Raw genomic sequence first — 13,767 nt, 5'->3', positions numbered from 1 at the left:
TGCTATCGTTCTTTACGATGTTAGAACTTGAAGTTCACCTTCGCATAAACAAATGCACCACGTGGGTTATGAACACTTGAGGCATAACCATAGAGGTCTCCATCTCCATCACCAATTGCAAATGGCGGTTCCTCATCAAGTACGTTATTCGCGCCAAATGTTACTCGAGTGGTTTGGCTAACATCGTAACGCATTTGCAGATCAAGCAGCATCATGGCATCAACCGTGCGCGCTTCACTCGCCTCAACGTCTTGCGGTGACTGATAGTCTTCAAACTCGCCGATATAGGTCACAATGGCAGTTGCGCCCCACGCATCACGGCTCCAATCAACGCTACCAATCCAGCGATGCTCTGGGTAGTTATACTCACCCGCATAATCAATGCCGTTCTTCTCAAACTTTGTCATATAGGACCAATCTAACGCGAATTTCAGATCGCCCATATCATCCAATGACATCAAATAGTTTGTTGATAAATCAAGACCACTCGCTTCTTGAGAGCTGATATTGATGTAACTGTTATATAACGTTGAAAGAGAACCGAGTTCTTGCCCTGGCAACGGATCTAAACGAACACAAATGGTACTATTTTGATCGTTACATTCTGCCTCGTACACTAACTCGAAGTCATTGCGGTCAATTTTGTTATCTTGGGTAATCGACCAGTAATCCGCACTGATATCCCAAGCGTCATTGATTTGCCACACGCCGCCAATATTCCAGCTTTCAGATTCTTCTGCCTCCAGATTTGGGTTACCGCTGAAGACAATGGTGTAATCGGTTGCGGCACAAGCTGGATTACTTGGATCAGGCGTCGGACAACGATAGGTATCGGTAAAGAACTGCGATACTTGCGAAGGTCCTAAGCCGATTTGCGCAAGCGATGGTGCACGGAACCCAGTACCTGCCGAAGCGCGCAAGGTAAAGTCATCACTCACGAACCATTGAATTTTACCTTGTGGGTTAGTGCTTGAACCAAAGTCGCTGTAATCATCGTGGCGTACCGCTAAGGTAAGCTCCACAGTATCCGCAACAGGAACCAAGAACTCTGCATAGGCAGCCCATTGATCACGTTCGGCCTGAGCCGATACCGATTCGGTACCAAAAATAAGTCCCCGTTGGAACTGGTCATCTGGCGTATCAACAACATCTTCTTCACGGTATTCAAAGCCGGCGGCCATTGATACATAGTTATCACCTAATTGAAATAATTCACCGGTAATACTGCCATCGATCGCGGTCAGATGAGATTCACCACGACGAACAAGACTAGTCGTAATTGCATCAATCACTTCAGGATCGTTGGTCACACCGCCAAATGGATTGTATCGACCCGCATTAATTTCTTCTTGCAGGAAATCAGTACGCACCCAACCTTGGTCTTTACTACCTGTTTGTAAACCACGGCTACGCGCCTTGGTTGCTGATACATCCCAATCCCATTCGCCGAGCATACCGCGTAAACCGGCTACGAAGCGCAATGTGTCTGATTCGATATCCCAAACACGGTTGCCCGCATCTACCGTACGATAACGATCAATCGTTACAAACTCACCCCATGGATTGTTAGGGTGATCTGCTGGTACATAAAGACCCGCATCACCATCTAACGGCGTTGCTGCACCACCTGCTTTAGAGGTATTGTGCTGTGCAGAAAATTCGATGTAGGCATCAACATTCGCGCTTACTTCAAAATTCGACATGACCATGGCGCCGACACGTTCGGCCTCAGGCCACGTCATGGTTGCAGGACCATAGTCGTAGACACAGTACGGCCCAAAAGCATCTTCACTTGGGCAACTCGGATCAATGGTAATTTCACCATTTAATACATAACTTCCTGGGAAACCACGTGATGAACGGAAATCATTACCGCCATACGGAGCTTGGTTCGCAGTACCAAAGCGCCCCATTTCACTGCCCATAATCGACGTGTTTCGATAATAGTCAAAGATGACGGTTGTGTTATTACGTCCAGATCCTGTTCCCCAGACCGTACTCATCGACGTTTCATCGTAGCTCGGACCCGTGGTACCACCGTGACTTAAACTCACTTCCATGCCATCGAAGTCTTTACGCAAGATAACGTTGACCACGCCTGCCACTGCATCCGAGCCGTATAAAGCTGACGCACCGTCTTTCAAAATATCGATTCGTTCAATTGCCGATACAGGTATCGTATTAATATCGACAAACGAATTAGCAACGCCTTCTGCAAAGGCGGATACGTTGACGCGGCGACCGTTAACTAAAACTAAGGTTGCGTCGGCGCCGAAGCCACGCAAACTCACTGCTGCGCCACCATTAGCGGTTGAATCCTGGCTATTGCCACGGGTTGAAAAAGTCCCAGTACCAGCCGCCGGAGAACGTTCAAGAATTTGTTGAAGATTTGAGAAGCCTGAGGCTTCAATATCATCGCGAGAAATAATATCAATCGGAGAAGCTGTTTCCATGTCGGTACGGTTGATTCGCGACCCTGTCACAATAATCCGTTCTTGTGCCTCATCGACACTCTGATCTTCTGATTGATCTTGAGCTACAGCAACGCTTGGTAGCAATGATGCTACCGCAAGCGCACTCAACGATAAGTTAAATGACTTAGCTAAACTTGTCATAATAATGTTCCCTGGTTGTTTCATTCGCGTGACCAAAACGGTCACGTTTATTTATGATGCTTTTTCGATAAAAATCAAATTTTTAAGTCATAACATCATGTTAAAGAGATTATTCAGGTAATTATTAGACAAAAAAAAGGGGTAAAGCCTAAGCTTTACCCCTTTTTAACTTTGTATTTTTGTTAATCAATTTTCGGTGTCGTTAACCCACGGCGCTCAAGTAGAGCTTCGCCAGTTGGCTCTTGTCCACGGAAATCAATATATTGCTGCATTGGGTCTTTGCTGTTTCCTTTTGACAAAATAGTGTCACGGAATTTCTGACCATTTTCCAACGTCAAGCCACCTTGCTCTTGCATATATTTGAATGCATCGGCAGCCAAAATTTCAGACCACATGTATGCGTAGTAACCAGCTGAGTAGCCACCAGCAAATACATGAGCAAAGAAGGTTGACTTGTAACGCGGTGGTACTGCATCAATGGCAACACCATTGCGCTCTAAAGCAGCACTTTCAAATGCAGCGATATCGTCAATGCTCGAGGCCGCTTCTGGCGATAACGTGTGATACTCGAAATCTAACAGGGCAGAAGCAATGTACTCAAGCGTATCGTAGCCCATGTTGAAATTCTTCGCTGCCATTACTTTATCTAACAGCTCTTTTGGCATTGCTTCGCCAGTTTCATAGTGTTTCGCGAAGTTGTTCAACACTTTTTCATTCAACATCCAATCTTCTTGGAAGGTTGAAGGAAACTCAACATAGTCACGTGATACTGACGTACCCGCTAATGATGGGTACATAACGTCAGAGAACATACCGTGTAACGCATGTCCCATTTCATGGAACATCGTGCTCACTTCATCAAAACTCAAGAAAGTTGGACCTTCAGAAGCTTTTTTGATGTTCTGGTTGTTTAAGATCACCGGTTTTTTATCAAGCAAATTTGATTGACTGACGAATGAACTCATCCATGCGCCACCGCGCTTACCATCGCGAGTAAACCAATCGCCATAGAACAAGCCTAACGTTTCACCATTCACGTCTTTAACTTCGTAAACGCGAATATCGTCGCCGTAGGTTGGAATATCATCGCGTTGGACAAACGTAATACCGAACAGTTGGTTCATCGCAAAAAATACGCCATCTTCAACCACGCGGTTAAATTCAAAGTATTTTTTCACTTCTTCTGAATCTAACGCATACTTTTCGGCACGAACTTTTTCAGCGTAGTAAGCCCAATCCCATGGCTGCACTTCAAAGTCACCGCCTTCAGCATCAATCATCGCTTGAATTTCGGCTTTTTCCGCTTCAACGTTACTGACTACAGCTGGAACCAGATCACGCAGCATATTTTGAGCTGCTTCAGGTGTGCCCGCCATACTTGTTTCAAGAACGTAATCGCCCCAGTTGTCGTAACCTAACAGTTGTGCTTTTTCAGCACGTAGCTGAGCTAAACGCTTCACTAACGGACGGTTGTCAGTTTCCGTATTACCGGTACCCCGATATGCCGATGCTTCCCATACACGCTGACGTAGTTCACGATTTTCTAAAGAAGAAAGAACCGGCTGGCGGGTAGTATTGGTAATCGAGATGGCGTATTTGCCCTCGTGACCAGCTGCAGCTGCTGCATCAGCAAGTTGTTTGATTTCTGCATCACTTAAACCTGCGAGCTGAGCTACGTCATCAACAATAACTGTATTCTCTTTCGCAAGATTCATTAGGTTACGTTGGAAATCAGTTGTTAATGATGAGATTTCGCTGTTAACTTCACGAATCTTCGCTTTCGCATCATCATTTAATTCCGCACCTGAACGTACGAAACCTTTGTAAGTATCTTCAACTAAACGCAACGCTTCGCCTTCAAGGCTGTCACGATTATCGTAAACCGCTTTAACACGCGCAAAAAGCTCAGGGTTCAACATGATGTTGTCACGATGCGCTGCCATTTTCGGAGCTAACTCGCCTTGTAGTGCACGAGTATCATCGTTACCGTTAGAGCCTGCGACGTTATAGAACACCGAAGAAACGCGACTCAACAAGGCGCCAGAGCGCTCCATTTCTACAATTGTATTTTCAAACGTTGGCGCTTCAGGATTCGTTGCAATCGCTTCGATCTCTTTCGCATGTTCTGCCATACCGGCTTCGAATGCTGGTTTGTAGTGCTCAAACTTAATTTTTGTAAAGTCAGGAGCATGATATGGCAGCGTGCTCTCTGCATAGAATGGATTACTTTGATTAAATTCAGCAGACGTTGATTGCTGAGTCTGTGATTGTTCAGTTTGTGCAGTGTCAGTCGCTTGCTGAGTTGCTTCTTTATCTGAACATGCGGCAACCGTTAATGCCGCACCAATAGCAACAGCGATTAGGCTCTTGCGCATAATGATTCTCCCTTGTGGTTGTATTTAACCTTACTAATGTACCCCTCCTAGCAACCACGCTCAAGAGCCGTTCATGGCACAATTGTAACAATTTGCCCCAATCTACAGGCTTCTAGGCTACTTCTTGCACAGGAATGAGCTGACTTAAGCCGTATTTTGCGCGAGCTTTATCGCAATGCGGGTTGGAACCATTGACTGAAATATCGAATTCACGACATGGGCTAGGTCGATTGGCGTAAATCGAACAACTGACTTGTTGTCCAATTTCACCTTCAAGCGCCACACAGCGAGGATTTTTCTGATTGGTGCCTTGCATGCACAAAAGATGAGGATGAAAAGATTCGGTCAGTTCGCTTGGAACATAGCCTTCAGGAGCGCCAGTAGCTTCGCCCCAATAAAACGACACACGATAAGACGCGCAGCAAGCCCCACACGTCAAGCAGGCATTAGCCAAACTCATCGCACGACACTCCAAAAAGAAAGCATAATCGTTTGAAATGGCGGAGCGGACGGGACTCGAACCCGCGACCCCCGGCGTGACAGGCCGGTATTCTAACCAACTGAACTACCGCTCCGCAGCGGTATGAAACCAATTTTAGGAAAGTGGCGGAGCGGACGGGACTCGAACCCGCGACCCCCGGCGTGACAGGCCGGTATTCTAACCAACTGAACTACCGCTCCGCTTTCCTAATTCCGAGTTTCCCGGATGGGTCCCCCTGAATGCGGAGCGAATATTACGAGCGCCGGATTCTATCGTCAACCTTTTTTTTCAACTTTTGATTCGTTTGCATGAAAAATCGTCAAAACAGTCAAAAACAAGATGTTTTATGACCAAATCGAATTCTCAATTAACTTTAAACGAGCTTGATGTTGTTGCTCTTCTTCAGCCGTTGCCCGCACGACTTTCAGTGGCGGCTTATTTTCAATACGTGTCCAACCACTGCTTTGTGCACCTTGCGCATTTTTGTTTTGTGCTGCTAATTCAAGTTTGGTTTGGCCACCTGTCATCATCAGATAGACATCAGCCAACAACTCCGCATCTAACAATGCGCCGTGGAACGTACGATTAGAGTTATCAATGCCATAGGCTCGACACAGAGCGTCGAGGTTGTTTTTCTGCCCTGGTCGCTTTTCACGCGCCAGCATTAAGGTATCAAGGACTGTACAGTAATCTGTTGTTTTCCCAATCCCGTTGCGAAGCAGTCGAAATTCATGGTCAATAAACCCCACATCAAACGCTGCGTTATGAATCACTAACTCAGCACCCTCAATAAATGCGAGGAATTCGTCCGCGATTTGCGCAAACACCGGCTTGTCTTCAAGAAATTCATTTGTAATACCGTGAACTTCTATCGCTTCTTGTTCAACCACGCGCTGCGGATTGATATAAACATGGAAGGTGCGACCGGTAAGCTTTCGACGAATCACTTCTACCGCACCAATTTCAATAATGCGGTGCCCTTGTGCGGGGTCTAAACCTGTGGTTTCTGTATCAAGAACTATCTGTCGCATGGTGATTCCGTTATTCGTTATTCGTTATTCGTTATTCGTTATTCGTTATTCGTTATTCGTTGTTAGTGTGCTTGTTTTATCGAATTGGAACAAGTAAATACATTTAAAATTATCTAACGCACTTTAATCTATATATCTGTTAGACTCGGTTTTTCGAATGACGAATAACGAATAACGAGTAACGCTCTCATGTCTAAGAAAGTGCATATCTATACCGACGGCTCATGCCTTGGCAACCCTGGTCCTGGCGGGTACGGAATTGTTATTGAGTATGGTGAACATAGAAAAGAGCTGTCTGCTGGCTACAAATTAACTACCAATAATCGAATGGAAATGCTAGCCGCGATCAAAGGTTTAGAAGCGCTTAAAAGACCCTGCGATGTGATCTTAACCACCGATAGTCAATACCTGCGTCAGGGGATTCAAACGTGGATACATAACTGGAAGAAAAATGGATGGCGCACATCCGCTAAAAAACCAGTAAAGAATGCCGATTTATGGCAAGCACTGGATGCAGCCTGCCAACGTCATACAATTCGTTGGGACTGGGTAAAAGGCCATAACGGTCATCCGCAAAACGAACGTTGCGATGAATTAGCCCGCGCCGCCGCTGAAAGTTCAAAGCTTCTTGACGACACGGGATTTGTACCGAATGATTAATTACTCGCCAGCCACCTGCGGATATTTAGCCTCTTCCCAAGCTTGCATACCACCAGCAACTGAAATCACTTTAGCTTGATCGAATCCCATACGAACAAGTGATTCCGCGGCTAAGGCTGAGCGCCCCCCTGATCGACAAATCAAATAAAGCGGCTCTGCGGCAATACGCTGCAGTGCATCGTCATAACCTGCTACTGCTGGGTGTTGATTAATCTGCATTTCTAGAACACCTCGCGGCATATTTACGGCTTGGCGAATATGACCAGCGGCGAACTCACCTGGCTCACGCACATCGACCACGCGTGCGCCTTCAGCAATCTTTTGCTGCAATTCGTGAACATCAATTTCAGAAACATTTGAACGCGCCTGTGCGCATAACTCCTGTGAACTTAACATCAACAACTCCTATTTAGGTTCCATATCAGGTGATTTAATTCGGTTCGCTAACGGTACTGCATTCACGTGCGGCTTAGCTCGCTGCTTGTGACGAATCACCGTTAACGGAAACTCTCGTTTTCTAGCGACGATGTAGTACATGGCACCAACTTGCGGAATGAATCGAGATACATGCGTTAAACCTACGCTCGCCGAAGCCGTTTTCGATAACATCATCGTTGGTGCAACATAACCGCTATCAATAATTTCAAAATTTAACAGAGCTAGCCAATCATTAATACGTGCTTTACTAAAATACCGCCCACACCAAGGTAATTTTTTTACATTTGCTGGCCATACACCAGTCATAATGGCTGGGCTGAGTGGGTTAAAGCCCGCTAAAATAATATGCCCATCAGCAATAAGACTGCGACTTAACTCTCTTAGTACTTGGTGTGGATCTCGCTCAAATTCAAGTTGACCGATCATCATGACCGCATCAAGTACCCCCTCAGCAAATGGCCAGTATTCAAGATCGGTTCGGATATTAGCTTCCCCGGTAAGAGCTGCTGAAAATTGATGTTGAACGCGCAAGTCTGGTAGCTCTACGCTTTTGGCGAGTTGCCCAACGCGGGCAAAGTAATAACCAAACACCTTGGCACAATGCGGTGCCAATGCCTTACTCAATTCCGCCCTCATCCACTCACCATGAGGTAGTTGCAACCAACTAGTTGGAGCCGTCGCGGCGCTCGCCCGACGTGCTGGCATTAACATCATTGCTTGCCCCCTTTATAATCTGCACCTATAAAGTGTTAATACCCATTTAACTTTTAGGTGACTTCATGCATGTAGCGGCCATTCCTGCCTTTGATGATAACTACATTTGGGCAATTCAGCCATACACTGGTGCTGACGCGATTATTGTTGACCCAGGCGAAGCTGAGCCTGTACGCGATTGGTTACGTGGCCACGATGTAGGGATTATGGCGTTCTTTATTACCCACCACCATTGGGATCATACCAACGGCTTAATCGATCTATTAAAAGATCATCGAGTTCCGGTTTATGGACCTAAGGGCGGACATATTCAGGGAGTCTCTCATCCATTAGACCACCTTGACCGATTTTCAGTTGCTGGGGACGATCGCGAATACACCGTATTTAGCACACCTGGACATACCCTCGACCATATTTGTTTCTATACCCCTGGCCATGCTTTTGTCGGTGACACATTGTTCTCAGCTGGTTGTGGACGCATGTTTGAAGGTACTCCTGAACAGTTTCACAAATCTTTACAGTGCTTAGCTGAACTCCCCGACTCAACCAACGTCTATTGTGCTCATGAGTATACTGCCGCAAACCTCGAGTTTGCTCTTGCTGCCGAACCTGAAAACCAGGAAATCCAGCAATATAGCGAGCAGGTGAAGGCATTACGTGAACATGGGTTAAAGACATTACCCAGCACAATTGGCCTCGAAAAACAGATTAATCCGTTCTTGCGGGCAACAACGGTTGACCATTTTGCTCGATTACGACAGTGGAAAGACCAGTTCTAATCCCGTAAACTGCCAGCAATTTAGAGTTTTGGAATGATTACATGAAAAAATGGTTAGCTATCGCAATATCTTCAAGCATTCTCAGTGGTTGCTCTTCTTTTCCGTGGCAAAATGAATCGGAAGCGGTCGATGTAGCCGTACAAACAATACCGGAAGTGCCCGTTGCATCGCCGGTTGATGAAGATTCCGAAACGAAGCAAGAAACTATTAGCGAAGTGGCCGAGGTTGAATTAACGCCGCAACAAGAAGCTGATTTGTGGTTACGAATTAAACGGCAGCTTACATTCGAAGCGCCAGAAGTTCCGCGCCTCGTCAGTCAACGTAACTGGTATCTCAATAATCCAACGTACATGGAACGGGTAGCTAAGCGCGCACAACCTTTTATGTATTTAATTGTTGACGAAATAGAGCGACGTAACATGCCCCTCGAATTGGCATTGTTACCGATAGTCGAGAGTGCGTTTGACCCGTTCGCATACTCTCACGGTCGTGCCGCAGGTGTTTGGCAATTTATACCCGGAACAGCACGCCATTATGGCCTCGAGATCAACTGGTGGTATGACGGACGCCGCGATGTTTACGCAGCGACCCATGCGGCGCTGGATTATTTGGATGCACTGCAAAAACGTTTTGACGGCGACTGGCTGCATGCGCTCGCAGCTTATAACTCGGGCGAAGGTCGCGTCGCTAACGCCATTCGTAAGAATAAACGAGCAGGCAAACCAACCGATTTTTGGTCGCTCGATTTACCGCGCGAAACCCGAGCCTATGTGCCTAAATTGCTTGCATTAGCCGATATATTGAAAAACTACGATGACTATGCGCAGCACTGGCTCCCTATCGACAATAAACCGTATCTAGCGATAGTTGAAGCGCAAAGCCAAATCGATTTAGCAAAAGCAGCGGAAATGGCTGAGCTCGACTTAGACACGTTACATCATTACAACTCGGCGTATAACCGCTGGGCGACCGACCCAATTGGTCCTCATCGGTTATTACTTCCGGTTGAGCATGCCGAGAAACTGCAAGCGTGGTTAACAACGGCAGATAACAAAGACCTTGTTCAGTGGACACGTCATAAAGTGAAATCTGGCGAAAGTTTGCTCGTTATCGCCAAGCAATACCACACCACAGCGAAAGCGATTCAGCAGGCTAACAATATTTCAGGGCATATCATTCGCGCTGGCGATCATTTACTCGTGCCGGTTGCTACCCGTGATCTCGATGATTACAGCTTATCTGCAGACCAACGATTAGTGACCAAACAGTCACAGTCTCGAGGTGCTTACAAAGTTGAACACGAAGTTGTGCGTGGCGACACGCTTTGGGATATTAGCCGAGAGTACAATGTCAACTTACGTAAATTAGCAAGCTGGAATGGCATGGCACCGACCGATCCGTTGCGGCCGGGAAGAAAACTTGTCGTCTGGTTACCGCAATCCGAAAAGCCATCTGGTGTGGTTCGCAGTCTCAATTATAAAGTTCGTTCCGGCGATTCGCTTGCTCGTATCGCATCGAGATTCAATGTCACAATTAATGATATTGAGAAGTGGAACCAAATTAGCCGTAGTAATTATTTGCAACCGGGTCAACAACTCAAGTTATATGTCGATGTAACCCGGCTCAATACACAGTCTTAAGAATTACTTGAGGAGGTCGATTAAATCGGCCTCACTCAAAATTGTCACGCCCAGTTGCTCCGCTTTCGTTAGTTTAGAACCCGCATTATCACCAGCAATAACCGCTGTTGTTTTTGCCGACACACTTCCCGAAACTTTTGCCCCTCTCGCTTGCAGTGCTTGTTTCGCCTCATCGCGAGTCATTTGCGTTAACGTACCTGTTAAAACATAAGTATTTCCAGACAATGTCGCTTCACTTTCGGCAAGTTTTTCAACGGCAGGCCATTGAATTCCAAGCTCAATTAACTCGTCAATTACTTGCTGATTATGCGGCTCTCGGAAAAACTGATATATATGACTAGCAACTATCGCTCCGACATCATTAACTTGCTCTAGCTGCTCGAGTGTGGCCTCAGCGATAAGGGATAACTCACTAAAGTGAGTTGCTAAGTTAGCCGCAGTAGCTTCGCCAACTTCTCGTATGCCGAGAGCGTATAAAAAGCGCGGTAATGTTGTTTGTTTACTTGCACCGATAGCAGCAACTATTTTTTCAGCAGATTTTTCCCCCATCCGCGGCAAGTGAGCCAGCTCACGTACACGAAGACGATATAAATCTGCGGGCGACTTAACCCAGTCACGTTCTACCAGTTGTTCAATTAATTTGTCACCCAACCCATCGATATCCATCGCCTTACGTGATGCGAAGTGTTTTAACGCCTCACGACGTTGGGCTGCACAGATAAGTCCTCCAGTACAACGAGCCACGGCCTCACCTTCGGCACGTTCGATATGCGACTCACATACGGGACAATGTTGCGGAAATACAATTAACTCGGCATGTTCAGGACGGCGTTCATGAACCACCTGAACAACTTGCGGAATTACATCACCGGCGCGGCGAATAATCACTGTATCGCCGATACGAATGTCGAGCCGCGCTATTTCATCAGCGTTATGCAACGTTGCATTTGAAACGGTCACCCCGCCCACAGCCACTGGTTCCAAGCGAGCGACTGGCGTAATTGCGCCGGTACGTCCTACTTGAAAATCTACGCCCCGAATAATGGTTAGTTCTTCTTGAGCTGGGAATTTCCATGCGATTGCCCATCTCGGCGCTCGCGATACAAAACCTAAATCATTTTGCAAAGCAATCGAGTTTACCTTGAGCACAATGCCATCTATTTCGTAGCGCAAATTTTCACGGCGCTGCAGAATATCCTGATAGTAGGTGTAACATCCTGTGGCCTTTTCAACGACCGTAATTTCCTCACTAATTGGCAACCCCCAACGCTGTAATTGCTGTAAACGCTCAAAGTGCGTTGGAGCTAACTCAGAATCTTCACTAACGACACCCATGCTATATGCATAAAAATGCAACGGTCGACGGGCGGTAATACGACTATCAAGTTGGCGTAAGCTGCCGGCCGCAGCATTACGTGGATTGGCAAATGTTTTCTCGCCAGCGGCAGCGGCCTTTTGATTGTATTGTTCGAAGGCATGGGTTGGCATGAACACTTCGCCACGCACTTCGAGCCGCACCGGAAAGTCTTCTACAAGTTGCAAAGGAACATTTCGAATCGTGCGTACGTTGGCGGTAATATCTTCACCGGTTTGTCCGTCACCGCGCGTGGCAGCACGAACCAGTACACCCTTCTCATAAAGGAGACTTACTGCAGCACCATCTAGCTTAGGCTCGCAACAAAATGCAATATCATTGGCGCTATCAAGGCGCTCAGTAATTTTTTTTACAAACGCATTAAACTCTTCTTCTGAAAATGCGTTATCAAGGCTCAACATCGGTGTTTCATGTTCAACCTGAGTAAAAGCATCTAATGCCTGCCCACCGACTTTTTGCGTGGGTGAATCGGGATGCCATAACTTTGGATAATCCTGCTCTAATTGCTGCAGCTCTCGGAACAACCGATCATATTCTGCATCGGGCACTGAGGGCTCATCAAGCTCGTAGTATTCACGGTTATAGCGAGTTAAGAGGTCACGTAAATAAGCGGCACGCCGCTCTTGTTCTGGCGACGCTTGCGACGCATCATCAAATAAATCTTTGGTCATGACTAGTTTTGCTTAATTAGACGTTTACGTTCGAACTCGCGGATACGCTGATGAATGTGCTGCAAGGCCTGCCGCGTTAAAGGATTGCGATGTTCGTCAAGTACTTGACCGCGACCTACCGCCGCAGCCAGTTTCACCGCGGCGTTGTGCATCATGTTAAAGGCCTGCAATGAGTTACTTTTAATCGGCAACGCCAAAAATAATGCGACACCTTCTGTATGAAATGTTTCGATGGTATCGATATTGAAGCTGCCTGGGTTAAACATGTTCGCTAGACTAAAAAGTACAGGGCCATTGCCAGCCGTATCAACATGGCGATGGAAAATATCAAAGTCACCAAACTTAAAGCCAAGTTCGGTCATTTGCTGTAATAAGATTGCCCCTTCAATATTACCCGTTACGTGCAATACGATAACCTCTTCAGGTTCTTCGGTAATAATCGGTTCGTCATCATTGCGCTCAAGCGGCAAATCCATACTTTGCTGCGCTGGCTGCGGGCTTGTTTCGGCCTTTTCTGCTTTCTTCGGTGCTGGTTTCGGTTCAGTCTTCGATGTTGATGAACGTGCGTGAACCTCCTCCGCTTCGACATTGACTTCAGGCAAATCTAACTCGCCGTCGTCTTCGGTGGCACGTATTGTTGGAGTTGCAGATTGCGGGCGCTCTTGTTTTGGTGTTATCGGTTTTTCAGTCTCCGAGGCATCGCTGCGCCGCTCAGGCTTGTTGATGGATGTACCGCTCTCAGCTGAAGTACCCGCCGTGCGTTTAACAACCCGTACTTCGCCAATACCATCATCATCAAAATCACCTGCACTTGCCCGCTGGCGTTTTTGTTCAACGGCTGCCGCGCGCTCACGTTGAAGCTTTTCATTACGGCGAATCGTCCACACACCATGCCCCACAATTGCGGCAATTAGCACTAATCCGATGATACTAAACACAATCTGCATCGTACTCATAACATGCTACTCACTTGCTTATTCGTTTTTAT

General features: G+C 46.7%; 11 protein-coding genes and 2 tRNA genes. 3 read left to right on the top strand and 10 right to left on the bottom strand.

The annotated features are described in order from the left end of the window. Positions 1-20: 20 nt before the first annotated feature. From LG272_RS06150 to dnaQ, 6 genes are all read right to left on the bottom strand, one after another. A complete protein-coding gene (locus LG272_RS06150) occupies positions 21-2,615 on the bottom strand; it encodes a TonB-dependent receptor (protein ID WP_404407302.1) in 2,595 nt (864 codons plus the stop codon). A gap of 182 nt (positions 2,616-2,797) precedes the next feature. Continuing rightward, entirely contained in the window at positions 2,798-4,990 is a 2,193-nt protein-coding gene (locus LG272_RS06145; protein ID WP_404407300.1) for a M3 family metallopeptidase, read from the bottom strand. 112 nt (positions 4,991-5,102) lie between these two features. Further along, the gene (locus LG272_RS06140) at positions 5,103-5,450 is read right to left on the bottom strand and encodes a YkgJ family cysteine cluster protein (protein ID WP_404407298.1); all 348 of its coding nucleotides are present in this window, start codon (positions 5,448-5,450) and stop codon (positions 5,103-5,105) included. A 38-nt stretch (positions 5,451-5,488) separates the two neighbouring features. After that, positions 5,489-5,565, bottom strand: a tRNA-Asp gene (locus LG272_RS06135). A gap of 29 nt (positions 5,566-5,594) precedes the next feature. Then, positions 5,595-5,671, bottom strand: a tRNA-Asp gene (locus tag LG272_RS06130). Positions 5,672-5,815: 144 nt separating this feature from the next. Further along, positions 5,816-6,502: a DNA polymerase III subunit epsilon gene (dnaQ, locus tag LG272_RS06125; protein ID WP_126758476.1), complete on the bottom strand. Its 687-nt coding sequence runs from the start codon at positions 6,500-6,502 to the stop codon at positions 5,816-5,818. A gap of 189 nt (positions 6,503-6,691) precedes the next feature. On the opposite strand from dnaQ, the gene rnhA reads away from it, so the two are divergent. Next, the gene (gene rnhA / locus LG272_RS06120; protein WP_126758475.1) at positions 6,692-7,162 is read left to right on the top strand and encodes a ribonuclease HI; all 471 of its coding nucleotides are present in this window, start codon (positions 6,692-6,694) and stop codon (positions 7,160-7,162) included. On the opposite strand, the gene LG272_RS06115 is transcribed toward rnhA, so the two are convergent. Further along, positions 7,163-7,558: a rhodanese-like domain-containing protein gene (locus tag LG272_RS06115; RefSeq protein ID WP_126758474.1), complete on the bottom strand. Its 396-nt coding sequence runs from the start codon at positions 7,556-7,558 to the stop codon at positions 7,163-7,165. 9 nt (positions 7,559-7,567) lie between these two features. Further along, positions 7,568-8,314, bottom strand: coding sequence for a methyltransferase domain-containing protein (locus tag LG272_RS06110; protein ID WP_404407295.1), 747 nt, complete (start codon positions 8,312-8,314; stop codon positions 7,568-7,570). Positions 8,315-8,379: 65 nt separating this feature from the next. On the opposite strand from LG272_RS06110, the gene gloB reads away from it, so the two are divergent. Beyond that, on the top strand, positions 8,380-9,093 hold the full coding sequence (gloB, locus tag LG272_RS06105; RefSeq protein ID WP_126758472.1) for a hydroxyacylglutathione hydrolase: 714 nt from the start codon (positions 8,380-8,382) through the stop codon (positions 9,091-9,093). A 41-nt stretch (positions 9,094-9,134) separates the two neighbouring features. Further along, entirely contained in the window at positions 9,135-10,733 is a 1,599-nt protein-coding gene (locus LG272_RS06100) for a LysM peptidoglycan-binding domain-containing protein (protein WP_404407292.1), read from the top strand. 3 nt (positions 10,734-10,736) lie between these two features. Here the strand turns inward: LG272_RS06100 and ligA are convergent, their stop codons facing one another. Then, positions 10,737-12,779 carry an NAD-dependent DNA ligase LigA gene (gene ligA, locus LG272_RS06095; RefSeq protein ID WP_404407290.1) on the bottom strand — a complete coding sequence of 681 codons (2,043 nt, stop codon included), beginning with the start codon at positions 12,777-12,779 and terminating at the stop codon, positions 10,737-10,739. Positions 12,780-12,781: 2 nt separating this feature from the next. Next, on the bottom strand, positions 12,782-13,735 hold the full coding sequence (gene zipA, locus LG272_RS06090; RefSeq protein ID WP_126758469.1) for a cell division protein ZipA: 954 nt from the start codon (positions 13,733-13,735) through the stop codon (positions 12,782-12,784). Positions 13,736-13,767 lie beyond the last annotated feature (32 nt).

The sequence above is a fragment of the Pseudidiomarina marina genome, assembly GCF_044807045.1.
Classification (GTDB): Bacteria; Pseudomonadota; Gammaproteobacteria; order Enterobacterales; family Alteromonadaceae; genus Pseudidiomarina; species Pseudidiomarina marina.
Note: the sequence above shows the minus strand (reverse complement) of the source record. Positions and strands in the feature narration are given on the sequence as shown.